Source organism: Streptomyces sp. NPDC054866, assembly GCF_053610745.1.
The window spans coordinates 1,021,839-1,047,718 of record NZ_JBSGZA010000001.1; the positions used below are offsets into that span (position 1 = coordinate 1,021,839).

23 protein-coding genes are annotated in these 25,880 nt (G+C 70.3%); 21 read left to right on the forward strand and 2 right to left on the reverse strand.

Annotated elements, in window-relative coordinates:
- The first annotated feature begins 7 nt into the window (after positions 1-7).
- The 19 genes from ACWGI2_RS04335 to ACWGI2_RS04425 all read left to right on the forward strand — a co-directional run bounded on the left by ACWGI2_RS04335 (position 8) and on the right by ACWGI2_RS04425 (position 21,094).
- Entirely contained in the window at positions 8-1,822 is a 1,815-nt protein-coding gene (locus ACWGI2_RS04335; protein ID WP_453694654.1) for a DUF5941 domain-containing protein, read from the forward strand.
- The gene (locus ACWGI2_RS04340; protein ID WP_453693757.1) at positions 1,819-2,556 is read left to right on the forward strand and encodes a phosphocholine cytidylyltransferase family protein; all 738 of its coding nucleotides are present in this window, start codon (positions 1,819-1,821) and stop codon (positions 2,554-2,556) included. Before ACWGI2_RS04335 ends, ACWGI2_RS04340 begins: the two co-directional genes overlap by 4 nt.
- Positions 2,544-3,608, forward strand: a complete 1,065-nt coding sequence (locus ACWGI2_RS04345; RefSeq protein ID WP_399391404.1) for an iron-containing alcohol dehydrogenase family protein — start codon at positions 2,544-2,546, stop codon at positions 3,606-3,608. The genes ACWGI2_RS04340 and ACWGI2_RS04345 overlap by 13 nt, the downstream gene beginning before the upstream one ends.
- Complete coding sequence (locus ACWGI2_RS04350) at positions 3,586-4,365, forward strand: CDP-alcohol phosphatidyltransferase family protein (RefSeq protein ID WP_160508728.1); 780 nt, start codon at positions 3,586-3,588, stop codon at positions 4,363-4,365. Before ACWGI2_RS04345 ends, ACWGI2_RS04350 begins: the two co-directional genes overlap by 23 nt.
- A gap of 50 nt (positions 4,366-4,415) precedes the next feature.
- Entirely contained in the window at positions 4,416-5,261 is an 846-nt protein-coding gene (locus ACWGI2_RS04355; protein WP_453694655.1) for a glycosyltransferase family 2 protein, read from the forward strand.
- 95 nt (positions 5,262-5,356) lie between these two features.
- A complete protein-coding gene (locus ACWGI2_RS04360; RefSeq protein WP_453693759.1) occupies positions 5,357-6,286 on the forward strand; it encodes an ABC transporter permease in 930 nt (309 codons plus the stop codon).
- On the forward strand, positions 6,279-7,082 hold the full coding sequence (locus ACWGI2_RS04365; protein WP_453693761.1) for an ABC transporter ATP-binding protein: 804 nt from the start codon (positions 6,279-6,281) through the stop codon (positions 7,080-7,082). The genes ACWGI2_RS04360 and ACWGI2_RS04365 overlap by 8 nt, the downstream gene beginning before the upstream one ends.
- Positions 7,083-7,417: 335 nt before the next feature.
- Positions 7,418-8,314, forward strand: a complete 897-nt coding sequence (gene hpnC, locus ACWGI2_RS04370) for a squalene synthase HpnC (protein ID WP_453693763.1) — start codon at positions 7,418-7,420, stop codon at positions 8,312-8,314.
- Positions 8,311-9,261 carry a presqualene diphosphate synthase HpnD gene (hpnD, locus tag ACWGI2_RS04375; RefSeq protein ID WP_453394614.1) on the forward strand — a complete coding sequence of 317 codons (951 nt, stop codon included), beginning with the start codon at positions 8,311-8,313 and terminating at the stop codon, positions 9,259-9,261. Before hpnC ends, hpnD begins: the two co-directional genes overlap by 4 nt.
- 109 nt (positions 9,262-9,370) lie before the next feature.
- Entirely contained in the window at positions 9,371-10,783 is a 1,413-nt protein-coding gene (gene hpnE / locus ACWGI2_RS04380; protein ID WP_453693765.1) for a hydroxysqualene dehydroxylase HpnE, read from the forward strand.
- On the forward strand, positions 10,780-11,925 hold the full coding sequence (locus ACWGI2_RS04385) for a polyprenyl synthetase family protein (RefSeq protein WP_453394616.1): 1,146 nt from the start codon (positions 10,780-10,782) through the stop codon (positions 11,923-11,925). The genes hpnE and ACWGI2_RS04385 overlap by 4 nt, the downstream gene beginning before the upstream one ends.
- Before the next feature lie 103 nt (positions 11,926-12,028).
- A complete protein-coding gene (gene shc, locus ACWGI2_RS04390; protein ID WP_453693767.1) occupies positions 12,029-14,026 on the forward strand; it encodes a squalene--hopene cyclase in 1,998 nt (665 codons plus the stop codon).
- Entirely contained in the window at positions 14,026-14,676 is a 651-nt protein-coding gene (locus ACWGI2_RS04395; protein ID WP_453693769.1) for a phosphorylase family protein, read from the forward strand. The genes shc and ACWGI2_RS04395 overlap by 1 nt, the downstream gene beginning before the upstream one ends.
- 5 nt (positions 14,677-14,681) lie before the next feature.
- The gene (gene hpnH / locus ACWGI2_RS04400; protein WP_453693771.1) at positions 14,682-15,707 is read left to right on the forward strand and encodes an adenosyl-hopene transferase HpnH; all 1,026 of its coding nucleotides are present in this window, start codon (positions 14,682-14,684) and stop codon (positions 15,705-15,707) included.
- 4 nt (positions 15,708-15,711) lie between these two features.
- Positions 15,712-16,878, forward strand: a complete 1,167-nt coding sequence (ispG, locus tag ACWGI2_RS04405) for a flavodoxin-dependent (E)-4-hydroxy-3-methylbut-2-enyl-diphosphate synthase (RefSeq protein ID WP_453693773.1) — start codon at positions 15,712-15,714, stop codon at positions 16,876-16,878.
- 25 nt (positions 16,879-16,903) lie between these two features.
- The gene (gene dxs, locus ACWGI2_RS04410; protein ID WP_453693775.1) at positions 16,904-18,802 is read left to right on the forward strand and encodes a 1-deoxy-D-xylulose-5-phosphate synthase; all 1,899 of its coding nucleotides are present in this window, start codon (positions 16,904-16,906) and stop codon (positions 18,800-18,802) included.
- Positions 18,799-20,184, forward strand: a complete 1,386-nt coding sequence (locus ACWGI2_RS04415) for an aspartate aminotransferase family protein (protein ID WP_453693777.1) — start codon at positions 18,799-18,801, stop codon at positions 20,182-20,184. The genes dxs and ACWGI2_RS04415 overlap by 4 nt, the downstream gene beginning before the upstream one ends.
- 86 nt (positions 20,185-20,270) lie before the next feature.
- Entirely contained in the window at positions 20,271-20,912 is a 642-nt protein-coding gene (locus tag ACWGI2_RS04420) for a helix-turn-helix domain-containing protein (protein ID WP_453693779.1), read from the forward strand.
- 59 nt (positions 20,913-20,971) lie between these two features.
- Positions 20,972-21,094, forward strand: a complete 123-nt coding sequence (locus ACWGI2_RS04425; RefSeq protein ID WP_453394929.1) for a DUF6126 family protein — start codon at positions 20,972-20,974, stop codon at positions 21,092-21,094.
- 37 nt (positions 21,095-21,131) lie between these two features.
- Here the strand turns inward: ACWGI2_RS04425 and ACWGI2_RS04430 are convergent, their stop codons facing one another.
- Positions 21,132-21,938 (reverse strand): tyrosine-protein phosphatase, encoded by an 807-nt coding sequence (locus ACWGI2_RS04430; RefSeq protein WP_453394624.1) that lies wholly within the window; start codon positions 21,936-21,938, stop codon positions 21,132-21,134.
- A 168-nt stretch (positions 21,939-22,106) separates the two neighbouring features.
- Here ACWGI2_RS04430 and ACWGI2_RS04435 point away from each other — a divergent pair, with 168 nt between their 5' ends.
- Both ACWGI2_RS04435 and ACWGI2_RS04440 read left to right on the forward strand, forming a co-directional pair.
- Positions 22,107-24,197 (forward strand): alpha-galactosidase, encoded by a 2,091-nt coding sequence (locus ACWGI2_RS04435; protein WP_453693781.1) that lies wholly within the window; start codon positions 22,107-22,109, stop codon positions 24,195-24,197.
- 124 nt (positions 24,198-24,321) lie between these two features.
- Positions 24,322-25,140 carry an SGNH/GDSL hydrolase family protein gene (locus tag ACWGI2_RS04440; protein ID WP_453394626.1) on the forward strand — a complete coding sequence of 273 codons (819 nt, stop codon included), beginning with the start codon at positions 24,322-24,324 and terminating at the stop codon, positions 25,138-25,140.
- A 113-nt stretch (positions 25,141-25,253) separates the two neighbouring features.
- Here ACWGI2_RS04440 and ACWGI2_RS04445 read toward each other — a convergent pair whose 3' ends face one another.
- Positions 25,254-25,868: a TetR family transcriptional regulator C-terminal domain-containing protein gene (locus ACWGI2_RS04445; RefSeq protein WP_453693783.1), complete on the reverse strand. Its 615-nt coding sequence runs from the start codon at positions 25,866-25,868 to the stop codon at positions 25,254-25,256.
- Positions 25,869-25,880 lie beyond the last annotated feature (12 nt).

Below are 25,880 nucleotides of genomic sequence, written 5' to 3' on the forward strand. Positions count from 1 at the left end.
AGTTCGTCTGTCGACCGCCATCCTGACCGGTCAGCCGGTCCCCGGGTCGCCGCTCGAAGGCGATCTGCGGTCCCTGGGGTTTGACGTCCGGGTCGCCTCCGACGCTGCGGACACCGAAGCGCTGCTCGCCGCTGCCCCCGCCGGGCAGCGGGTCGCGATCGTCGACGCGCGCTTCGTGGGCCACGTCCACGCGCTCCGCCTCGGCCTGACGGACCCGCGCTTCGCCGCATCGGCCGTCCCCGGCGCCGTCACCGCGCAGCCCGAGGCCCGGGCGGACCTGACGCGCGCCCTGCGCACCGCCACCACCGGCTCCGGCAACGGCGGCGGCTCCGCCCTGACGGTCGAAGCGCTCGCGGACCACGTGGCCGAGGCGATCGAAGCCGAAGGCCGCGCGCTGCACCGCCCCGACCTCGGCACCCTTGTCGCCACCGTGCCCAGCGATCCGCAGACGCGGAACGAGGCACGCCAGGCCGTCGCCGCCGTGGACGACGAAGCCGTACGCCTGCGCACGGCCGTGAAGTCGCGGGACGGCTTCTTCACGACGTACTGCATCTCCCCTTACTCGCGCTACATCGCCCGCTGGTGCGCGCGCCGCGGCCTCACCCCGAACCAGGTCACCACCGCATCCCTGCTCGTCGCCCTGATCGCGGCGGGCTGCGCGGCCACCGGCACCCGCGGCGGCTTCGTCGCTGCCGGTCTCCTGCTCCTCTTCTCCTTCGTCCTGGACTGCACGGACGGGCAGCTCGCCCGCTACTCCCTGCAGTACTCGACGCTGGGCGCCTGGCTCGACGCGACCTTCGACCGCGCCAAGGAGTACGCCTACTACGCGGGCCTCGCGCTCGGCGCCGCCCGTGGCGGCGACGACGTATGGGCGCTCGCGCTCGGCGCCATGGTGCTGCAGACCAGCCGGCACGTCGTGGACTTCTCCTTCAACGAGGCGAACCACGATGCGACCGCCAACACCAGCCCCACAGCGGCCCTTTCGGACAAGCTCGACAGTGTCGGATGGACGGTCTGGCTGCGCCGGATGATCGTGCTGCCGATCGGCGAGCGCTGGGCGCTGATCGCCGTGCTCACCGCGGTGACCACCCCGCGCGTCACCCTGATCGTGCTGCTCATCGGCTGCGGCATCGCCGCCTGCTACACCACGGCGGGCCGTGTCCTGCGCTCGCTGACCCGCAGGGCGACCCGCACCGACCGCGCCGCACAGGCACTCGCGGACCTCGCCGACACCGGACCGCTCGCCTCCGCCTTCGCCGCACTCGGGCTCCGCGGCCCGGCCGTGCCCGCGCCGGTCCTCGCCTTCGTCGGCGGCGCCGCGATCGCGTGCGTGGCGGGTCTCACGTCGTACGGCAGCCCGTGGGTCGTCGTCGCCGCGGTGATCTACGTCATCACCTCGGGCCTCGCCGTCGCCCGCCCGCTCAAGGGCGCCCTCGACTGGCTCGTCCCGCCGTTCTTCCGCGCGGCCGAGTACGGCACGATCCTGCTGCTCGCCGCCAACGCCGACGTGAACGGCGCCTTGCCCGCGGCTTTCGGCCTGGTGTCCGCTGTCGCCTACCATCACTACGACACGGTGTACCGCATTCGCGGCGACGCGGGCGCGCCGCCGCACTGGCTGGTGCGGGCGATCGGCGGGCACGAGGGCAGGACGCTTGCGGTCGCTCTCGCCGCCGCTCTGCTCACCGACACAGATTTCACCGTCGCGCTCACGGCATTCGCCGTGGCCGTGGCACTCGTGGTGCTCGTCGAGAGCATCCGCTTCTGGGTGACCGCTCACAAACGCGGAGCACCCGCCGTACACGATGAAGGAGAACCCGCATGATCGGCCTTGTGCTGGCGGCCGGCGCCGGACGGCGTCTTCGCCCCTACACCGACACGCTTCCCAAGGCCCTGGTGCCGGTCGACGGTGACACCACCATCCTCGACCTGACCCTCGGCAACTTCGCGGAGATCGGTCTGACCGAGGTCGCGATCATCGTCGGCTACAAGAAGGAAGCGGTCTACGACCGCAAGGCGGCGCTCGAGGAGAAGTACGGCCTCAAGCTCACGCTGATCGACAACGACAAGGCCGAGGAGTGGAACAACGCCTACTCCCTCTGGTGCGGTCGTGACGCGATCAAGCACACGGTGATCCTCGCCAACGGCGACACCGTGCACCCCGTCTCCGTCGAGAAGACGCTGCTCGCCGCCCGCGGCGACGGCAAGAAGATCATCCTCGCCCTCGACACGGTGAAGAACCTCGCCGACGAGGAGATGAAGGTCATCGTGGACCCCGAGAAGGGCGTCCAGAAGATCACCAAGCTGATGGACCCGTCGACCGCCACCGGTGAGTACATCGGTGTCACGCTCATCGAGGGCGACGCCGCCGACCAGCTGGCCGACGCCCTGAAGACGACCTTCGAGCGCGACCCCGACCTCTACTACGAGGACGGCTACCAGGAGCTCGTCAACCGCGGCTTCAAGGTCGACGTGGAGCCGATCGGCGACGTCAAGTGGGTCGAGATCGACAACCACGACGACCTCGCCAAGGGGCGGGAGATCGCGTGCCAGTACTGACGAGGCTCATCCCCTCGCCGGTCGTCGTGGACATCCGGCCGGGGGCGCTCAACGACCTGGCCGGTGTCCTCGCGGACCAGCGGATCTGCTCGTCCACCGGCAAGCTCGCCATCGCGATCAGCGGCGGCTCCGGCGCGGTGCTCCGCCAGCGGCTCGAACCGTCACTGCCCACCGCCGAGTGGTTCGAGGTCGGCGGCGGCACGCTCGATGACGCCATCAAGCTCGCCGACGCCATCAAGAAGGGCCGCTACGACGCGGTCGTCGGCCTCGGCGGCGGCAAGATCATCGACTGTGCCAAGTTCGCCGCTGCGCGCGTCGGCCTGCCGCTGGTCGCCGTCGCGACGAACCTGTCGCACGACGGTCTGTGCTCGCCGGTCGCCACGCTCGACAACGACGCGGGCCGCGGCTCGTACGGTGTGCCGAACCCCATAGCGGTCGTCATCGACCTCGATGTGATCCGCGAGGCTCCCGTACGTTTCGTGCGCTCCGGCATCGGCGACGCCCTGTCCAACATCTCCGCGATCGCGGACTGGGAGCTCGCCGCCCGTGAACGCGGCGAGGACATCGACGGCCTCGCGGCCGCGATGGCGCGCCAGGCCGGCGAGGCCGTCCTGCGCCACCCCGGCGGCGTCGGCGACGACGGCTTCCTTCAGGTCCTCGCCGAGGGTCTGGTCCTCACCGGCATCGCGATGTCCGTGTCGGGCGATTCCCGCCCGGCGTCCGGCGCCTGCCACGAGATCAACCACGCCTTCGACCTCCTCTTCCCCAAGCGCGCCGCGAGCCACGGCGAGCAGTGCGGCCTGGGCGCGGCCTTCGCGATGTTCCTTCGTGGGGCGCGCGAGGAGTCGCTGTACATGGTGGAGGTGCTGCGCAGGCACGGTCTCCCCGTGACGCCGGAGGAGATCGGCTTCACCGTGGACGAGTTCGTCCAGGTCGTGGAGTACGCCCCGCAGACGCGCCCCGGGCGCTACACGATCCTCGAGCACCTCAATCTGAATTCCGACCAGATCAAGGACGCATACGCCGACTATGCCAAGGCCATCGGTAGCTGAACTCCGCCCCGTCGTTCACCCCGCAGGGGTGAAGGACCGGCGCAGCGGTGAGCACTGGGCGGGACGCCTGTACATGCGAGAGATCTCGCTGCGCTGCGACCGCTACCTGGTGAACACCAGGATCACGCCCAACCAGCTCACGTATCTGATGACCGTGGCCGGCGCCCTCGCCGCCCCGGCGCTTCTGGTGCCGGGGATCACGGGCGCCGTGCTCGGTGTGATCATGGTCCAGCTGTATCTCCTGCTCGACTGTGTCGACGGCGAGATCGCACGCTGGCGCAAGCAGTACTCCATGGCCGGGGTCTACCTGGACCGTGTCGCCGCCTACCTGTGCGACGCCGCGGTCCTCGTCGGCTTCGGCCTGCGCGCCGCCGACCTGTGGGGCTCGGGCCGCATCGACTGGCTGTGGGCCTTCCTCGGCACGCTCGCCGCGCTCGGCGCGATCCTGATCAAGGCGGAGACCGACCTCGTCGGTGTCGCCCGTCACCAGCAGGGCCTCGCGCCGGTCAAGGAGTCGGCCTCCGAGCCGCGCTCCTCCGGCATGGCCCTGGCGCGCAGGGCAGCGGGCGCGCTGAAGTTCCACCGGCTCGTGCTCGGCATTGAGGCGTCGCTGCTGATCCTGGTCCTCGCGATCGTGGACTCGGTGCGGGGCGACCTGCTCTTCTCGCGGATCGGTGTCGCCGTCCTCGCGGGCATCGCACTGCTCCAGACCCTGCTGCACCTCGTGTCCATCCTCGCTTCGAGCAGGCTCAAGTGAGTACGGCGGCAGGCAGTCGGCCCCTGAAGGTCGGCGCGGTCATCATCACCATGGGCAACCGGCCGCAGGAGCTGCGCGCCCTGCTCGACTCGGTCGCCAAGCAGGACGGCGACCCGGTCGAGGTGGTGGTCGTCGGCAACGGCGCCCCCGTGCCCGACGTCCCCGAAGGCGTACGCACGGTCGAGCTGCCCGAGAACCTCGGCATCCCGGGCGGCCGCAACGTCGGCATCGAGGCCTTCGGCCCCGGCGGCACCGACGTCGACGTCCTCCTCTTCCTCGACGACGACGGCCTCCTGGCCAACACGGACACGGCCCAGCTGTGCCGCGAGGCCTTCGCCGCCGACCCGAAGCTCGGCATCATCAGCTTCCGCATCGCCGACCCGGACACCGGCGAGACCCAGCGGCGTCACGTCCCGCGCCTGCGCGCGGCCGACCCGATGCGCTCCTCGCGCGTGACGACCTTCCTCGGCGGCGCCAATGCCGTCCGTACGCAGGTCATGGCCGAGGTCGGCGGCCTGCCCGACGAGTTCTTCTACGCCCACGAGGAGACCGACCTCGCCTGGCGTGCCCTGAACGCGGGCTGGATGATCGACTACCGCGCCGACATGGTGCTCTTCCACCCGACGACCGCCCCCTCACGGCACGCGGTCTACCACCGGATGGTCGCCCGCAACCGCGTCTGGCTGGCCCGCCGGAATCTGCCCCTCCTCCTGGTCCCGGTCTACCTCGGGGTCTGGATGCTCCTGACCCTGGCCAGGCGGCCTTCGGGCCCCGCGCTCAAGGCCTGGTTCGGCGGGTTCAAGGAGGGCTGGACGACGCCCTGCGGACCGCGCAAACCGATGAAGTGGCGTACGGTGTGGCGCCTGACCCGACTGGGCCGACCTCCTGTCATCTGACAAGCTCGGGTCTGAGAACATCTGGGCCATACCCCGGTCCCTGGCCCACGCCTACGCCCGACCGGCTGCGCATCTGAAGACGAAAGTTTCCACTCGTGAGTGAGACAACGCATGACGGCGGGGTCGCGGTGACCGCGCCCCCGTCGCCCGATGACGGGCTCTCCCGGGCCGATCTCGCCGCCAAGTACGGTCTGACCGTCAGCGGCGCACGGCCCGGACTTTTCGAGTACGTCCACCAGCTCTGGGGACGGCGCCACTTCATCCTCGCCTTCTCCCAGGCGAAGCTGACCGCCCAGTACAGCCAGGCCAAGCTCGGCCAGCTGTGGCAGGTGGCTACGCCGCTCCTGAACGCGCTCGTCTACTTCCTGATCTTCGGTCTGATCCTGGGTGCCGACCGGGGCATGCCCCGCGAGGTCTACGTACCGTTCCTGGTCACCGGTGTCTTCGTCTTCACCTTCACGCAGTCCTCGGTGATGGCGGGTGTCCGGGCGATCGCGGGCAACCTCGGCCTGGTCCGTGCGCTGCACTTCCCGCGGGCCTCGCTGCCGATCTCGTTCTCGCTGCAACAGCTCCAGCAGCTGCTGTTCTCGATGATCGTGCTGTTCATCATCATGATCGGCTTCGGCAGCTACCCCAAGCTGTCGTGGCTGCTGATCCTCCCGGTCCTGGCTCTGCAGTTCATGTTCAACACCGGCCTCGCGATGATCATGGCGAGGCTGGGCAGCAAGACCCCGGACCTCGCGCAGCTGATGCCGTTCGTGATGCGTACGTGGATGTACGCGTCCGGCGTCATGTTCTCCATCCCGGTCATGCTCAAGGGCAAGCCCGAGTGGATCGCCGACATCCTGCAGTGGAACCCCGCAGCCATCTATATGGACCTGATGCGCTTCGCTCTGATCGACGGCTACGGCTCGGAGAACCTGCCGCCGCACGTCTGGGCGGTCGCGGGCGGCTGGGCCGTGCTCGTCGCTGTCGGCGGCTTCGTGTACTTCTGGAAGGCTGAGGAGCGTTACGGCCGTGGCTGACGAGAACCCCGTCGACAAGATCGACAAGATCGACAAGACGCACATCCCCACCGTCATCGCCGACGAGCTGCACATCGTCTACCGCGTGAACGGCGCGAAGACGGGCAAGGGCAGCGCCACGTCCGCGCTGAGCCGCATCATCAGGCGCGGCGAGGAGCGTGGCGTACGCAAGGTGCACGCCGTGCGCGGCGTCAGCTTCACCTCCTACCGCGGCGAGGCCATCGGCCTGATCGGTTCGAACGGCTCCGGCAAGTCGACCCTGCTCCGTGCCATCGCGGGCCTGCTGCCCGCCGAGAAGGGCAAGGTCTACACCGACGGCCAGCCCTCGCTGCTCGGCGTCAACGCGGCCCTGATGAACGACCTGACGGGCGAGCGCAACGTCATACTCGGCGGGCTCGCGATGGGCATGACGCGCGAGCAGATCAGGGAGCGTTACCAGGAGATCGTCGATTTCTCGGGCATCAACGAGAAGGGCGACTTCATCACCCTGCCGATGCGCACCTATTCGTCGGGCATGGCGGCCCGCCTGCGCTTCTCCATCGCGGCCGCCAAGGACCACGACGTACTGATGATCGACGAGGCGCTCGCGACGGGCGACCGTAAGTTCCAGAAGCGCTCCGAGGCCCGCATCCGCGAGCTCCGCAAGGAGGCCGGCACGGTCTTCCTCGTCAGCCACAACAACAAGTCCATCCGTGACACCTGTGACCGCGTGCTGTGGCTGGAACGCGGTGAGCTGCGCATGGACGGGCCGACCGACGAGGTCATCAAGGAGTACGAGAAGTTCACGGGCAAATAGCCCCGCCGTACGCCCGAATGCGCCAGGGCCCCGCCGGAGTCAACCCGGCGGGGCCCTGCCGCGTCCTGAATCCTCGCCTGCCCCTTTGGTTGCCTCAAGTCCCTTGGGCCCAGGGAAGTTTGACGCCAATCGGTGTGTTGTTGTGATGCGCGGAACACCCCGACGATGCATGCCGCGTTGTACAACGTAAGCTGTACCGGTGCTGATTCGCGGCAAGTGGGGCGATATCGCGCGGCGCCCCGGCTCATGGCACGGTCCGCCTCGCGGAGGGCCGGGCGGCGTGTCCGAAATAGGATGTATTGGGTCGGCAGTGTAGAACGGGAGATGTGACGGCAATGGCTACGGATGATCTCCAGCTGCGCGACGCATCCGCCGTCCTCGCGAAGGCCGCGGACGAGAACTTCCCCGTGGCGCCCTTCTTCCTGCCCCGCGCCTGGCGCGACGACCTCATGGCCGTGTACGGCTACGCCCGCCTCGTCGACGACATCGGCGACGGCGACCTGGCCCCCGGCGGCGCCGACGCCCGCTACCTCGGTGTGGACCCCGAGGCCGCGGATGACAGGCTCGCCCTCCTCGACGCCTTCGAGGCCGACCTGTACCGGGTCTTCGACTCCACTCCGCGGCACCCGCTGATGCGGGCCCTCCAGCCCACCGTGCGCCGCTGTCACCTCACCCCCGAACCCTTTCTCGGCCTGATCGAGGCCAACCGCCAGGACCAGCTCGTCGCGCGCTACGAGACCTACGACGACCTCCTCGCCTACTGCGAGCTGTCCGCGAACCCCGTGGGCCGCCTCGTCCTCGGCATCACCGGCACCGCGACGCCGGAGCGGATCCGCCGCTCGGACGCGGTGTGCACCGCCCTCCAGATCGTCGAGCACCTCCAGGACGTCGCCGAGGACCTTGGCCAGGGCCGCGTCTACCTGCCCGCCGAGGACATGAAGCGATTCCATGTCCAGGAGCGTGATCTGGCCGCACCCACAGCAGGCGCGTCGGTGCGCGCACTGGTTGCATATGAAGCAGAACGCGCCCGCTGCCTCCTGAATGAAGGCACCCCCCTGGTGGGTAGCGTCCACGGCAGGCTGAAGGTGCTGCTTGCAGGTTTCGTGGCTGGGGGGAGGGCGGCGGTCTCCGCGATCGCCGCCGCCGGATACGACGTACTTCCTGGACCGCCGAAGCCCACCAAACCGCGTTTGCTGCGCGAGGTGGGGGCGGTCCTGCGAGGAGAGGGGTGAGCCGGACCGTGGAGTCAGGCCCGAACGTGTCCGCGCCGGTACTCGCCGCATACAGCTACTGCGAGGCCGTCACAGGGCAGCAGGCACGCAATTTCGCGTACGGCATCAGGCTGCTTCCGCTGCCCAAGCGCCGCGCGATGTCGGCGCTCTACGCCCTCTCGCGGCGCGTGGACGACATCGGCGACGGCGCGCTCGCGCCGGACGTCAAGGCCGACCGCCTCGACGAGACCCGGGCCCTCCTTGCCCGGATCCGCGCGGGCAAGGTGGACGAGGACGACACCGACCCGGTGGCCGTGGCGCTCGCGCACGCCGCGACGCGCTTCCCCATCCCGCTCGGCGGGCTCGACGAGCTGATCGACGGGGTCCTGATGGACGTCCGCGGTGAGACGTACGAGACGTGGGAGGACCTGAAGGTCTACTGCCGGTGCGTGGCGGGAGCCATCGGGCGGCTCTCGCTCGGCGTGTTCGGTACGGAACAGGGGGCGCTCAATGCCGAGCGCGCGCCGGAGTATGCCGACACGCTCGGCCTCGCGCTCCAACTCACCAACATCCTCCGTGACGTCCGCGAGGACGCGGAGGGCGGTCGTACGTACCTGCCCGCCGACGATCTCGCCAAGTTCGGCTGCTCCGCCGGGTTCTCGGGCTCGCAGCCGCCCGCCGGTTCCGACTTCGCCGGGCTCGTGCACTTCGAGGTGCGCAGGGCGCGGGCGCTGTTCGCCGAGGGGTACCGACTGCTTCCCATGCTCGACCGGCGCAGCGGGGCCTGTGTCGCCGCCATGGCGGGCATCTACCGGCGGCTTCTCGACCGCATCGAGCGGGAGCCCGAGGCGGTCCTGCGCGGCCGTGTCTCGCTGCCGGGCCGCGAAAAGGCGTACGTCGCCGTGCGCGGTCTCTCCGGGCTCGATGCGCGCACCATCTCCCGACAGACCGTCAGGAGGCGTACTTGATGGGCATCCGCGGCGAATGCGGTGAACGCAGGGCAACCCCTCGCAACCGGCGGGCAACCCTCCGGTCCGCCCCGGCGTCCCAGACTGCAACCGCCGAGGGGGAAAGAGCATGAGCGACGACGGCAGGCGATCGGCCGCGGGCACCGACGACGACGCGGGCCGGGGGGCGGCCGTGGTGGTCGGCGGCGGCCTCGCCGGAATCACCGCGGCGCTGGCCCTCGCCGACGCGGGGCTGCGCGTGACGCTGCTCGAAGGGCGGCCGCGCCTCGGTGGGCTCGCGTTCTCCTTCAAGCGCGGCGACCTGACCGTCGACAACGGCCAGCACGTCTATCTGCGCTGCTGCACCGCCTACCGATGGTTCCTCGACCGCGTCGAGGGAACGGTCCTCGCGCCCTTGCAGGAACGTCTCGACGTGCCCGTCCTCGACGCCGACCGGAACCGGCTCGGCCGTCTTCGCCGCACCGCGCTGCCCGTCCCGCTGCACCTGGCGGCGAGCCTCGCCACGTACCCGCATCTGTCGCTCGCGGAGCGTGCCAACGTGGGGCGCGCCGCGCTCGCCCTCAAGGGGCTCGACCCGGCCGACCCCAAGCTGGACGGCCAGGACTTCGGCAGCTGGCTCGCCGCGCACGGTCAGTCGGCGCGCGCCGTCGAGGCTCTGTGGGACCTCGTCGGTGTGGCCACGCTCAACGCCGTCGCGGGGGACTCCTCGCTGGGGCTCGCCGCGATGGTCTTCAAGACCGGGCTGCTCTCCGAACCGGGCGCCGCCGACATCGGCTGGGCGCACGTGCCCCTCGGTGATCTGCATGACACCCTCGCCCGCAAGGCGCTCGACTCCGCGGGCGTGCGAACCGAACTGAGGACACGCGTCACCTCCATCTCCCGTACGGGGAACGGCGGTTGGAAGGTCGAAGTTCCCGGTGAGGAGATCGAGGCGGAGACCGTCGTGCTCGCCGTGCCGCAGCATGAGACGCACGATCTGCTCCCGGACGGTGCCCTGGACGAGCCCGACCGGCTGCTCGACATCGACACCGCGCCGATCCTCAACATCCACGTCGTCTACGACCGCAAGGTGCTCAAGCGGCCCTTCTTCGCGGCCATCGGCTCACCGGTGCAGTGGGTCTTCGACCGGACCGACGCCTCCGGGCTCAGCGAGGGCCAGTACATCGCGCTGTCCCAGTCCGCCGCCCAGGACGAGATCGACGCGCCCGTCGCCGCGCTGCGCGAGCGCTATCTGCCGGAGCTCGAGCGGCTGCTGCCGGCCGCGCACGGCGCCGAAGTACGGGACTTCTTCGTGACCCGGGAGCGCACCGCGACGTTCGCGCCGACTCCCGGTGTGGGCCGGCTGCGGCCCGGTGCTCGCACCAAGGCTCCCGGCCTGTACCTGGCCGGGGCGTGGACCGCCACCGGGTGGCCCGCGACCATGGAGAGCGCCGTCCGCAGTGGCATCAGCGCCGCCGGGGCCGCTCTCTCCGCACTCGACCGCCCACGTGATCACCTCTTCAGCGTCGAGGAGGCCGCGTGAAGCCAGCCCTTCTGGGGTCAGGTCCCCAGAGAACCAGCACCGGAACAACCAGTACCGGAACAAGAGGAGAGACTGTGCCGACTGTGCCCTCGGCCGAATCGGCTGCCGACACGGTGGACGTGACCTCACTGCTCGAGCGCGGAAGGACGCTGGCCACCCCGGTGCTGCGGTCCGCCGTGGACCGCCTCGCTCCGCCCATGAACACCGTCGCCGCCTACCACTTCGGCTGGATCGACGCCGAGGGCAACCCGTCGGACGGCGACGGCGGCAAGGCCGTGCGCCCTGCCCTCGCCCTGCTCTCCGCTGAGGCGGCCGGCGCCGCGCCGGAGGTCGGCGTACCCGGAGCTGTCGCCGTCGAACTGGTACACAACTTCTCGTTGCTGCACGACGATCTGATGGACGGTGACGAGCAGCGCCGCCACCGCGACACGGTGTGGAAGGTGCACGGCCCGGCCCAGGCCATCCTCGTCGGCGACGCCCTCTTCGCGCTCGCCAACGAGATCCTCCTGGAGATCGGCACCGTCGAGGCGGGCCGCGCCACGCGGCGCCTGACCACCGCGACCCGCGCCCTGATCGACGGCCAGGCGCAGGACATCTCCTACGAGCACCGCGAGCGGGTCACCGTCGAGGAGTGCCTGGAGATGGAGGGCAACAAGACCGGCGCCCTGCTCGCCTGCGCGGTCTCCATCGGCGCGGTCCTCGGCGGCGCCGACGACCGCACCGCCGACGTCCTGGAGAAGTACGGCTACCACCTCGGCCTCGCCTTCCAGGCCGTCGACGATCTGCTCGGCATCTGGGGAGACCCGGACTCCACCGGCAAGCGGCCCTGGAGCGATCTTCGCCAGCGCAAGAAGTCGCTGCCCGTCGTGGCCGCGCTCGCCGCCGGCGGGCCCGCGTCCGAGCAGCTCGGCGAGCTGCTCGCGGCCGACGCCAAGAGCAACGACTTCGACAGCTTCTCCGAGGAGGAGTTCGCCGCGCGCGCCGCCCTGATCGAGCAGGCCGGCGGCCGCGAGTGGACCGCCGAGGAGGCCCGGCGCCAGCACACCATCGCCATCGAAGCCCTCGACACCGTCGAGATGCCCGACCGGGTGCGGGCGCAGCTCGTCGCGCTCGCCGACTTCGTCGTCGTACGGAAGAGATGATCACTATCGAGCAGATATAGGACTCGCAGTCGCCGGCCGGCGCCCAGCGCGTCGGCCGACGGCGGACCCACAGCAGAGAAGACGACTGCACGAAGGGGAAGCCATGACAGCGACGACCGACGGAAGCACCGGAGCGGTGACGCCCCGCGCAACCTCGGCCAGCCAGCCACTCGTCCAGACCGTCGCGACGGCAGCAGGGCCACGCGACGCCGCCGCGCGCGCCATACAACGCTCCACCGATTTCCTGCTCGCACAGCAGGACGCCCAGGGCTGGTGGAAGGGCGACCTCGAAACGAACGTGACGATGGACGCCGAGGACCTGCTGCTCCGTCAGTTCCTGGGGATCCGGGACGAGAAGACCACCCGCGCCGCCGCGCTCTTCATCCGCGGCGAGCAGCGCGAGGACGGGACCTGGGCCACCTTCTTCGGCGGCCCCGGCGAACTCTCCACCACCGTCGAGGCGTACGTCGCGCTCCGGCTGGCGGGCGACGCCCCCGACGACCCGCACATGGCGAAGGCCTCCGCCTGGATCCGCGACCAGGGCGGCATCGCCGCGAGCCGCGTCTTCACCCGCATCTGGCTCGCCCTCTTCGGCTGGTGGAAGTGGGAGGACCTCCCCGAACTCCCGCCGGAACTCATCTACTTCCCCAAGTGGCTGCCCCTCAACATCTACGACTTCGGGTGCTGGGCACGGCAGACGATCGTGCCGCTCACGGTCGTCTCCGCCAAGCGCCCCGTCCGGCCCGCGCCCTTCCCGCTGGACGAGCTGCACAGCGACGCGCGCGTACCGAACCCCGCCAAACCCCTTGCTTCCATGGGGAGTTGGGACGGCGTCTTCCAGCGCCTCGACAAGGCGCTGCACCTCTATCACAAGGTCGCCCCGCGCAAGGTGCGCAAGGCCGCGATGAACAGTGCCGCTCGCTGGATCATCGAACGCCAGGAGAACGACGGCTGCTGGGGCGGCATCCAGCCGCCCGCCGTCTACTCCGTGATCGCGCTGCACCTGCTCGGCTACGACCTGGAGCATCCGGTCCTCAAGGCGGGCCTCGCGTCGCTCGACCGGTTCGCGGTCTGGCGCGAGGACGGCTCCCGGATGATCGAGGCGTGCCAGTCACCGGTCTGGGACACCTGCCTCGCGACCATCGCGCTCGCCGACGCGGGTGTGCCCGCCGACCATCCGCAGCTCGTCAAGGCGGCCGACTGGATGCTCGCCGAGGAGATCACGCGGCCCGGCGACTGGTCCGTACGCAGGCCCCAACTGGCCCCCGGCGGCTGGGCGTTCGAGTTCCACAACGACAACTACCCCGACATCGACGACACCGCCGAGGTCATCCTGGCCCTGCGCCGCGTGGAGCACCCCGACCGCCCGCGCATGGAGAACGCGATCGAGCGGGGCATGCGCTGGACGCTTGGCATGCAGTCCAGGAGCGGCGCCTGGGCCGCCTTCGACGCCGACAACACGAGCCCGTTCCCCAACCGGCTGCCGTTCTGCGACTTCGGCGAGGTCATCGACCCGCCGTCCGCCGACGTCACCGGACACGTCGTCGAGATGCTCGCCGTCGAGGGCAAGGCACACCACCCGCGCACCCGGCGCGGCATCGAGTGGCTGCTCGCCGAACAGGAGCCGGACGGCTCGTGGTTCGGCCGCTGGGGCGTCAACTACGTATACGGGACAGGGTCCGTGGTGCCCGCGCTCACCGCGGCGGGCCTGCCCGGCTCGCACCCCGCGCTGCGCCGCGCCGTCACCTGGCTGGAGTCGGTGCAGAACGACGACGGAGGCTGGGGCGAGGACCTGCGCTCCTACCGCTACGAGGAGTGGCGGGGCCACGGCGCCTCCACCGCCTCGCAGACCGCCTGGGCCCTGCTCGCGCTGCTCGCCGCCGGCGAGCGGGAGTCCAAGGCCGTGGAGCGAGGCGTCGCCTGGCTCGCCGAGACGCAGCGGGACGACGGCTCCTGGGACGAGCCGCACTTCACCGGCACCGGCTTCCCCTGGGACTTCTCCATCAACTACCACCTCTACCGACAGGTGTTCCCGCTCACCGCCCTTGGCCGGTACGTCAACGGGGAGCCGTTCGCGGGCCTCTCCACCAAGGGGGGCTGATGGACCGGACCCCGGCCGTGCCGGACCCCGCACCGCTGCTGATCGCCTGCGCGCTCGGCATCGAGCACCTCGCCCTGCGCACGGGCGACCGCGGGGGCGCGCACGGACGGGTCACCGTGCTCCGTACGGGCATGGGCCCCAAGAACGCCGAGCGCGCCGTCACCGGCGCGCTCGGCAAGGAACCGCTGCGCCACGCCGCCGTCGTGGCCACCGGCTTCTGCGCCGGGCTCGCCCCCGGCATGCACCCCGGCGACCTGGTCGTCGCCGACGAGACGCGCGACGCACACGGCCTCACGTCCTGCGTCGGCACCGATCTGCTGGTCAAGGAGCTGGGGCGGGCCGTGCCCGGCCGCACCGTGCACACCGGCCCGCTCATCGGATCCGACCATGTCGTCCGCGGACACGAACGCGCCGACCTGCTCGCCACGGGCGCGATCGCGGTGGACATGGAGTCCGCCACGACGCTGCGCAGCGCGATGCGGGCGGGAGACCGGCCGGTTGCCGCCGTCCGGGTGGTCGTGGACGCCCCACAGCACGAACTCGTCCGCATCGGCACGGTGCGCGGTGGAATATCAGCTTTCCGTGTTCTTCGTGCCGTGCTCCCTGCTTTTTTCGAATGGCACCGTTCTTCTTTGCTCCCTCGGAGGTGAGCCAGATGGCCATGCCGCTGCGCCAGACCATCAAGGTCGCGACGTATCTCTTTGAACAGAGGCTCCGCAAGCGTGAAAAGTTTCCGCTGATCGTCGAGTTGGAGCCGCTCTTCGCGTGCAATCTCGCCTGCGAGGGATGCGGAAAGATCCAGCACCCGGCCGGAGTGCTCAAGCAGCGCATGCCGGTGGCCCAGGCCGTGGGCGCCGTGCTCGAATCCGGTGCGCCGATGGTGTCCATCGCCGGTGGTGAGCCGCTGATGCACCCTCACATCGACGAGATCGTGCGGCAGTTGGTGGCGAAGAAGAAGTACGTCTTCCTCTGCACCAATGCCATGCTGCTGCGCAAGAAACTGGAGAAGTTCACGCCTTCCCCGTACTTCGCGTTCGCCGTGCACATCGACGGCATGCGGGAGCGGCACGACGAATCCGTCGCGAAGGAGGGCGTGTTCGACGAGGCGGTGGCGGCCATCAAGGAAGCCAAGAAGCGCGGTTTCCGGGTGACCACCAACTCGACCTTCTTCAGCAACGACACCCCGCAGAACATCATCGAGGTCCTCAACTACCTCAATGACGAGCTTCAGGTCGACGAGATGATGCTGTCGCCCGCCTACGCCTACGAGAAGGCGCCGGACCAGGAGCACTTCCTGGGCGTCGAGCAGACCCGCGAACTCTTCAAGAAGGCGTTCGCGGGCGGCAACAGGCGGCGCTGGCGCCTGAACCACTCGCCGCTGTTCCTCGACTTCCTGGAGGGCAAGGCGGACTTCCCGTGCACCGCCTGGGCGATCCCGAACTACTCGCTCTTCGGCTGGCAGCGCCCCTGCTACCTGATGAGCGACGGGTACGTCCCGACGTACAAGGAGCTCATCGAGGAGACCGACTGGAGCAAGTACGGCCGCGGCAAGGACCCGCGGTGCGCCAACTGCATGGCGCACTGCGGCTACGAGCCGACCGCCGTCCTCGCCACCATGGGCTCCCTGAAGGAGTCCATCCGCGCCGCCCGTGAAACGGTCTCCGCGAACCGCGCGGGGTGACGTCATGACCCCTGGAACGCCTGTCGCACTGGGCCTTCCTGAGCTGCCGGTCCGGCCGATCGCGGAGCGCCGCCTCTCGCGGCGCATCGAGGTCGGGCCGGTGGCCGTGGGGGGTGGGGCGCCGGTGTCGGTGCAGTCGATGACGACGACGCGTACGTCCGACATCGGGGCGACGCTTCAGCAGATCGCCGAACTCACCGCGTCCGGCTGCCAGATCGTGCGGGTGGCCTGCCCGACCCAGGACGACGCGGACGCGCTGGCCACGATCGCGCGCAAGTCGCAGATCCCGGTGATCGCCGACATCCACTTCCAGCCGAAGTACGTCTTCGCGGCGATCGACGCCGGGTGTGCCGCGGTGCGCGTGAATCCCGGCAACATCAAGCAGTTCGACGACAAGGTGAAGGAGATCGCGCGGGCCGCGAACGACGCCGGTACGCCGATCCGGATCGGTGTGAACGCGGGCTCGCTCGACAAGAGGCTGCTCGTCAAGTACGGGAAGGCCACCCCTGAGGCGCTGGTCGAGTCGGCGCTGTGGGAGGCGTCGCTGTTCGAGGAGCACGGCTTCCGGGACATCAAGATCTCGGTGAAGCACAACGACCCGGTGGTCATGGTCAACGCCTACCGGCAACTGGCCGCGGCCTGCGACTATCCGCTGCACCTCGGCGTGACCGAGGCCGGTCCTGCCTTCCAGGGCACGATCAAGTCGGCGGTGGCCTTCGGTGCGTTGCTGAGCGAAGGCATCGGCGACACCATCCGGGTCTCGCTGTCCGCGCCGCCCGCCGAGGAGGTCAAGGTCGGCATCCAGATCCTGGAGTCGCTGGGCCTCCGCCAGCGCCGCCTGGAGATCGTCTCCTGCCCGTCGTGCGGGCGGGCCCAGGTGGACGTCTACAAACTGGCCGACGAGGTGACCGCGGGCCTGGACGGCATGGAAGTGCCGCTGCGTGTCGCGGTCATGGGGTGTGTCGTGAACGGGCCGGGGGAGGCCCGTGAGGCGGACCTGGGCGTCGCGTCCGGCAACGGCAAGGGGCAGATCTTCGTCAAGGGCGAGGTCATCAAGACCGTCCCCGAGCAGAAGATCGTGGAGACCCTCATCGAAGAGGCGATGAAGATCGCCGCACAGATGCAGGACGACGGCGTCGCCTCAGGGGTGCCGGACGTCACCGTGAGCTGAGTCCAACCAGAGAGGGGGCCCGAGCATGACCATTCTGGAAACCATTCGGGGGCCGCGGGACCTGAAGGCGCTGACCGAGACCGAGCTCGACGAACTGGCCGAGGAGGTACGGGAGTTCCTGGTGCACGCGGTCGCCAGGACCGGAGGTCACCTCGGGCCCAACCTGGGGGTGGTGGAACTCTCCATCGCCCTCCACCGGGTCTTCGAGTCGCCGCTCGACCGCATCGTGTGGGACACCGGCCACCAGAGCTACGTACACAAACTCCTGACCGGCCGGCAGGACTTCTCCAAGCTGCGCGGCAAGGGCGGCCTCTCCGGCTATCCCTCGCGCGCCGAGTCCGAGCACGACATCGTCGAGAACAGCCACGCGTCGACCGCGCTCGGCTGGGCCGACGGCCTGGCCAAGGCGCGTACGGTCCTGGGGGAGCGGGGCCATGTCGTCGCCGTCATCGGGGACGGCGCGCTCACCGGCGGCATGGCGTGGGAGGCGCTCAACAACATCGCGGCCGCGAAGGACCGGCCGCTGATCATCGTCGTCAACGACAACGAGCGTTCGTACGCCCCCACCATCGGCGGCCTCGCCAACCACCTCGCCACGCTGCGCACCACCGACAGCTACGAACGGGTCCTGGCCTGGGGGAAGGACATACTCCAGCGCACACCCGTCGTCGGGCACACGCTGTACGAGTCGCTGCACGGCGCCAAGAAGGGGTTCAAGGACGCCTTCGCACCGCAGGGCATGTTCGAGGACCTGGGACTCAAGTACGTCGGGCCGATCGACGGGCACGACACCGGGGCCGTGGAGTCGGCGCTGCGACGTGCGAAACGCTTCCACGGTCCCGTCCTCATCCACTGCCTCACCGAGAAGGGGCGCGGCTACGAGCCCGCGCTCGCGGACGAAGCCGACCGGTTTCATACGGTCGGCGTGATGGACCCGCTGACCTGCGAGCCGCTCGCACCCTCCAACGGGCCTTCCTGGACCTCGGTGTTCGGCGACGAGATCGTACGCATCGGGGCCGAGCGCGAGGACGTGGTCGCGATCACCGCGGCCATGCTGGGCCCGGTCGGCCTGACGAAGTTCGCCCAGGCCTACCCCGACCGGGTGTGGGACGTCGGGATCGCGGAACAGCACGCCGCGGTGTCGGCCGCCGGGCTCGCGACCGGGGGCCTGCACCCCGTCGTCGCCGTCTACGCCACCTTCCTCAACCGGGCCTTCGACCAGCTCCTGATGGATGTCGCGCTGCACGAGTGCGGTGTCACCTTCGTCCTGGACCGGGCCGGGGTCACGGGCGTCGACGGGGCCTCGCACAACGGCATGTGGGACATGTCGATCCTCCAGGTCGTGCCGGGTCTGCGGATCGCGGCGCCGCGCGACGCCGACCAACTGCGCGCGCAGCTGCGGGAGGCGGTCGCCGTGGACGACGCGCCGACACTCCTGCGCTTCCCCAAGGAGTCGGTGGGGCCCGCGATTCCCGCGGTGGACCGGATCGGCGGCATGGACGTGCTGAGTCAAGACGGTCGAGACGGTCAAGGCACGGACCCCGACGTCCTGTTGGTGGCGGTCGGCGTGATGGCGCCCGTCTGTCTGCAGGCCGCCGAGCTGCTGCGGGAGCGGGGCCTCACCTGCACCGTGGTCGACCCGCGTTGGGTCAAGCCGGTCGACGCCGAGCTGCCCGCGCTGGCGGCGAGGCACCGGGTCGTGGGGGTCGTCGAGGACAACAGCCGGGCGGCAGGGGTCGGCGCCGCGATCGCGCTCGCGCTGGGCGATGCCGAAGTGGACGTCCCCGTAAGGCGTTTCGGCATCCCCGAGCAGTTCCTCGCGCACGCCAAGCGGGCCGAGGTGCTCGCGGACCTCGGGCTCACCCCGGTCGAGATCGCGGGGCGGATCAGCGCCACACTGGCAGCCAAGGAGCACGGAGCATGACCAAGGAGTTCGACCTCGGCAGACTCCTCGCCGAGCGGGGCGCCGAGCGCTACGAACTGCACGCGCGGCACCTGAACCACCAGCTGCCGCGCATGCTGCACACCATCGGCTTCGACAAGGTCTACGAACGGGCCGAGGGCGCGTACTTCTGGGACGCGGAAGGCAACGACTACCTCGACATGCTCGCGGGCTTCGGGGTGATGGGCCTAGGCCGCCACCACCCCGTCGTACGCAAGGCGCTGCACGACGTCCTGGACGCCTCGCTCGCCGATCTGACGCGCTTCGACTGCCAGCCGCTGCCCGGCCTCCTCGCCGAGAAGCTGCTGGCCCAAAGCCCGCACCTGGACCGGGTGTTCTTCGGCAACAGCGGCACGGAGGCCGTCGAGACCGCGCTGAAGTTCGCGCGGTACGCGACGGGCAGGCCGAGGGTGCTGTACTGCACGCACGCCTTCCACGGCCTGACGACCGGGTCCCTCTCGGTGAACGGCGAGTCGGGCTTCCGTGACGGGTTCGCACCGCTGCTCCCCGACACTGCCGTGCCGCTCGGTGATCTGGGAGCCCTGCGCCGGGAGTTGGCGAAGGGCGACGTGGCCGGGCTCATCCTGGAGCCCATCCAGGGCAAGGGCGTGCACGAGACGCCGCCCGGCTATCTGCTCGCTGCCCAGGAGCTGCTGCACCGGCACAAGGCGCTGCTCATCGCCGACGAGGTGCAGACGGGCCTCGGCAGGACCGGCGAGTTCTACGCCTACCAGCACGAGGCAGGCGTCGAGCCGGACCTGGTGTGTGTCGCGAAGGCGCTCTCCGGCGGCTATGTGCCGGTGGGCGCGACGCTCGGCAAGGACTGGATCTTCAAGAAGGTCTACTCGTCCATGGACCGGGTGCTCGTGCACTCGGCGAGCTTCGGGTCCAACGCGCAGGCCATGGCGGCCGGGCTCGCCGTCCTTTCCGTCATGGAGGACGAGAAGACCGTCGAGAACGCGCGCGTGACCGGGGAGCTCCTGAAGTCGCGGCTCGGCGCCCTCGTCGACCGCTATGAGCTGCTGAGCGAGGTGCGCGGCCGGGGACTGATGGTCGGTATCGAGTTCGGGAGGCCCAAGTCGCTGAAGCTGCGCGGACGTTGGACGATGCTGCAAGCGGCGCGCAAGGGGCTCTTCGCGCAGATGGTCGTCGTGCCGCTGCTGCAGAAGCACCGCATCCTCACCCAGGTCTCCGGTGACCACCTGGAGGTCATCAAGCTGATCCCGCCGCTGACCATCGGGGAACGGGAGGTTGACCGCTTCGTGGAGGCCTTCACCGCGGTGATGGACGAGGCACACAGCGGGGGCGGGCTGATGTGGGACTTCGGGAAGACGCTGGTCAAGCAGGCGGTCGCGAACCGCTGAGGGGTCATCGGCCGGAGGGTTTCGCCTGGTTTTGCCTCTGAGGCAAAAAGATTGCCTCAGGGGCAAAGCTCTGACTCAATCGAGGCATGAGCAACGCCGAGCCCGAACCGCTCGACCCGGAGGCCGCCGAGGACCTGCCTGCCGTGGCCCCGCAACTGCGTGACCTGCGGCGACGTGCCGCGCTGACGCTGGAGGCGGCGGCCCGCACCGCCGGGCTCTCGCCCGCCCATCTCTCCCGTCTGGAGACCGGGCAGCGCCAGCCCTCCCTGCCGATGCTGCTCGCGCTGGCCCGCACCTACGGTACGACGGTCTCCGAGCTGCTCGGCGAGACGCCCGCGGACCGGGACGCGGTCGTCCGCGCCGCGGACATGGAACCGACACGGGCGGGCGGCTGGACCTACTGGCAGGCGGGCGCGCAGGCCCGCGGCATGCAGGCGCTGCGGGTGCACGTGCCGCACGGGGCGCAGGGCGACATCGTGCGCGTCCATCCCGGTGAGGAGTGGCTGTACGTCCTCCAGGGGCGCCTGCGGCTGCGGCTCGGCGACACCACGCACACGCTCGAACCCGGGGACAGCGCCCACTTCGACTCGCTGACCCCGCACCGGATCGCAGCCGCCGACCACCTCGGCGCCGATCTTCTCTTCGTCCACACCCTGCTGCAGAGCCCCGCCACCGCGCTGTGCCTCGGCGGGACCTCGCACAGCCCCACCACGGGAGACCAGCGATGACGGAACCTGAAGCGCGGCAGCCCGACCCCGACCCCGCGCCCGCGCCCGCGAAGAAGAGCATGTCCATGGAGGAGAAGTTCCCCCGCGGACTCTGGATCCGGCTGATCGTCTACGTCGCCGTGGGCCATCTCTTCGCGGCCTTCATCTACCTGCTGTTCTCCCTGGGCGCGCAGAACCAGTGACGGGCTGGGCCAGCCACGGGGCGATCAGCGCAGGGGGTCAGTCCAGGAGGTGCTCGCGCAGCCGCTCGCGGGTCTCCGGGGCGAGTCCGAGGCCCTCGGCGAGGTAGGTGTCGGTGTCGCCCCAGGTCTGCTCGATCGTCTCGAAGGCGGCGGCCAGATACTCGGCGCGGGCCTCGAAGAGCGGGCTTAGCAGCTGCATGACCTCGGGGGACATGGCGCCGGGGGAGTTGTCGCCGCGGCGGACCTTGTAGCGGCGGTGGAGGGCGTTCGACTCCAGGTAGTCCGCCTCGATGGCGTCGCGCTCGACACCGACGGCAAGGAGCGTGACGGCGACCGAGAGGCCCGCGCGGTCCTTGCCCGCGGCGCAGTGCATCAGCGCGGGGACGCTGTCCGCGGCCATCTCGTGGAGTATCCGGCTGTGCTCGGCGGTGCGGTCCTTGATGATCTCGCGGTACGTGTCGGACATGCGCCCGGCGGCCTGCCCATCGGAGAGGGCCGCGCGCAACTGGTCCAGATCGCCGTCGCGGACCATCTTCCAGAACTCGGCGCCGTGGGCCGGGTCGGTCAGCGGCAGGTTCACGTTGCGTACGCCGGGCAGCTCGACGTCCGGGCCCTCGAGCCGCTGGTCGGCCGCGTTGCGGAAGTCGTAGATCGTGTGCAGGCCCAGGGTGGAGAGGAACGCGGCGTCGGCCGCCGTGGCGTGCGCGAGGTGACCGCTGCGGAAGAGGCGGCCCTGCCGGACCCTGCGGCCGTCCACGGTCGGAAGTCCGCCCACGTCACGGAAGTTGCGGACTCCGGCAAGATCGGGCTCCGACAGCTCTGTCGACGGGACTTGCTGCGTCACGGGGGCTCCTCCCCTCCGGCCGCCGGCGCGACTCGCCGGTGGGGGTGCGACTTCGACCATACGACATGGGTTCCTGAGGCAATCACTGCCGGTGCATGAGCGTTGCCTCACAGGTGAACCCCCTTGATGATGTGCGTACGCGCACCGAGTCGGAGCTGTGGGGGATCGATGATCGAGGTCGGCGAAGACGGCCGTACGTGGCTGCTCTCGGGTCCCACCAGCAGTTACGCGCTGCGGCTCACGGACGGCGACGAGCTGCTGCACCTGCACTGGGGCCCGCGCATCGCGCTCGCCGACGCCGAGGCGCTCGCGGCGGAGCCGCTGCCCGCGGAGTGGGCCTTCGAGTCACGGCTCGACGGGCGCGAGGAGTATCCCGTCGAGGGCGGGCGTCGCTTCGTGCGTCCCGCGCTGTCCGTACGGGGCGCCGGGGTGCGCGGCAGCGAGTGGCGGTTCTCCGAGGCCGTGACCGAGCGCGACGAACTGCGCCTCCAATTCGTCGACTCCGTCCACCAGTTGGGGATTACGCTCGTCTACCGGACACGTGGGGACGTCATCGAGCGGTACGCCGTTCTGCGCCACGACGGGCCCGCTGACGCGCCGGAACTGGAGCTGCTCCGCGCCGACTCCGCCACCTGGACGCTGCCCGTGCGCGAGGGATGGCGGCTCTCGCAGCTGCACGGGCGCTGGGCGGCCGAGTCGCGGCTCGTGCGCTCGGAGATCACGTACGGCGAGAAGGTCATCGGCAGCCGCCGCGGGCACACCGGGCACCAGCATCTGCCCTGGGTCGCGCTCGACGCGGAGGGGGCGACCGAGGAGCGCGGCGAGGTCTACAGCTGCGCCCTCGCCTGGTCGGGGTCCTGGCGGATCGGCGTGAGCCAACTCCCGGACGGCGCCGTGCAGATCACCGGCGGCCAGGGGCACGACGACTCCGGGCAGGAGCTGCTCGCCCCGGGCGCGCGGATCGTGACGCCGGTCTTCGCCGGGCTGTGGAGCGACGGCGGTTTCGGCGGGGCGAGCCGGGCCTGGCACGCCTATCAACGCGCGCACGTGATCCCGGACGCCGCCGCGCCGCGGCCCGTGCTCTACAACTCCTGGGAGGCCACCGGGTTCGACATCTCCGAGGACCAGCAGCGGGCGCTCGCCGAGCGTGCCGCGGCGATGGGGGTCGAACTGTTCGTGGTGGACGACGCGTGGTTCGGGCAGCGCGTCAGCGACCGGGCCGGGCTCGGCGACTGGACGCCCAATCCGGACCGCTTTCCCGGCGGCCTCAAGCCGCTCGCCGACGACGTGCACGCGCTGGGCATGCGGTTCGGGATCTGGGTCGAACCGGAGATGGTCAACCCGGACAGCGATCTCTACCGTGCGCACCCCGACTGGGTGCAGCACCAACCCGGCCGTTCGCGCACGGAGTTCCGCAACCAGCTCGTGCTCAACCTCGCCCGCGACGACGTCCAGGAGTATCTGTGGGAGCAGTTGGACGCGCTGCTCTCCAGTGCGCCCGTCGACTATGTGAAGTGGGACTTCAACCGCTGCTTCAGCGACGCGGGCTGGCCGGGCGAACGCTATCCGCAGGGGATCTGGAACGCCCATGTGCACGCGCTCTACGGGCTGTTGGACCGCTTGCGTGCCGCGCACCCCTCCGTCGCCTTCGAGTCCTGCTCGGGCGGCGGCGGCCGTATCGACCTCGGGATCCTCTCCCGCACCGATCAGGTGTGGACCTCCGACAACACCGACCCCCTCGACCGGCTCGCCATCCAGGACGGATTCAGCCAGCTGCACCCGGCACGGGTCATGGCCGCCTGGGTCACGGACAGTCCGAACACTCAGCTCAACGGCAGGGTCAGTACGTTGCGCTTCCGCTTCGTGAGCGCCATGGCGGGCGTGCTCGGCATCGGCGGCGACCTCATGGAGTGGAGCGCGGCGGAACTGGCCGAAGCGGGCGACTGGGTGAGTCTCTACAAGGAGATCAGGCCCGTGGTGCAGCTCGGCGACCTCTACCGGCTGCGGCCACCCTCGGAGTCGCTGAGCGCGGTGCAGTACGTCCACGGCGACGAGACCGTGGTCCTCGCCTGGCTGCGGGCGCAGGCCCATGGGGAGGAGCCGCCCCGGTTGCGGCTGCGAGGGATCGACCCCACGGCGTCGTACGTGTGCCAGGAGACGGGGAAGGCCCACCGGGGCGCGGTGCTGCTGCACCACGGACTGCGCACGGGACTTCGCGGCGACCTGGACGCCGCGGTGTTCCGCTTCCGCCGGATGTAAGCGGCGCCGGGACCCGCCACGTATTCCTGGCTTGGACGAAACTTGACCGGTGGCTTATCTCACCCCCCGTCAACCCCTCCCTACGGTGGCGTAGGTCACTTAGCGAGGTGAAAGATATGACGACGTGAGAGCAGAGTCGACATCCTTCATCCCTGACACATTCACCTCCTACGCAGCGGTCGGCGACAGCTTCACCGAAGGCGTGGGGGACCCCGGTCCTGACGGAACGTTCGTCGGCTGGGCCGATCGCCTTGCCGTGCTGCTCGACGACCGGATGCCCGAGCACACTTTCAAGTACGCCAATCTCGCCGTGCGCGGCAAGCTGCTCGACCAGATCGTCGCGGACCAGGTGCCGCTGGCCAAGGAGCTGGGCCCCGACTTCCTGACGTTCTGCGCGGGCGGCAACGACATCATCCGTCCCGGCACCGACCCGGACGAGGTCGCCGAGCGGTTCGAGCGAGCCGTCCGCGACCTCACGTCGTCGATCGGCACCGTCATGGTGACCACCGGGTTCGACACGCGCGGGGTGCCGGTTCTCAAGCATCTGCGCGGCAAGATCGCCACGTACAACGGCCATGTCCGCGCGATCGCCGACCGTTACGGCTGCCCGGTCCTCGACCTGTGGTCCCTCAAGACCATCCAGGACCGCCGCGCGTGGGACGGCGACCGCCTGCACCTCTCCGCCGAGGGCCACACGCGCGTGGCGCTCCGCGCGGCCCAGGTCCTCGGCCTGGAGGTCCCCGCGGACCCGGACCAGCCGTGGCCCCCGGAGCCGCCCCGCGGCACGCTGGAGGTGCGGCGCGACGACATCAACTGGGCGCGCGAGTACCTGGTGCCGTGGTTCGGGCGGCGGCTCAGGGGAGAGTCGTCGGGGGATCACGTGGAGGCGAAGGGGAGCGTGGACCCGTACACCGTCAGGATGCACATCGAGTCCGCTTCCTGAGCGGTGGCCCGCAGAGCACCTTGTCGCCTGCACCGGTTTCGATCTCTGGACACCTGACGCGAGCCGTCTGCCCTCGGGGGAGAACCGGGCAGGCGGCTTCGTCGCGTGCGGGGTCAGCCCGTCGGCGATCCGGCCGGGGCCAGGCCCAGTTCACGGCTCAGGGCCTCGTCCACCCACGTCTGCGTGCGGACGCCGGGCAGCGCGTCCTCGTAGGCCGTCATCTGCACCGCAAGGCCGTCAAGCAGGGCCGTGAGGCGCAGGGCCGTGGCCCGGGGGTCAGCGCAGGTGAACTCGCCTGCCGCGACGCCCTCCCCGATGACCTCCGCAAGGGCGGCCTTCCACTGCCGGTCCAGGTCGCGCGTCACCGTGCGCAGGGCTGGCTCGCGCAGTGCGGCGGACCAGCCCTCGATCCACAGGCGCCAGCCCTTGGACCGGCCGGTGGGGGCGTACCAGCGGACGGCGGCACGCAGGCGGCGCAGGGCCGTGGTGCGGCGGCTCAGGATGGCGCGCAGATGGGCGAGGTCGCCCTCCGCGGCGTGCGTGAAGGCCGCCGCGACCAGCTTCTCCTTGGTGGAGAAGTGGTACAGGACCAGCGCGTTGCTCACCCCGAGGGCCGCGGCCACGTCCGCGACGCGCACGGCCGCCACGCCGCGCACCTCGATCTGTTCGACGGTGGCGGCAAGCAGCTCCGCCCGCCGTTCCGCCACGCTCAACCGCACTCTCGCCACGCCGGGCAGCCT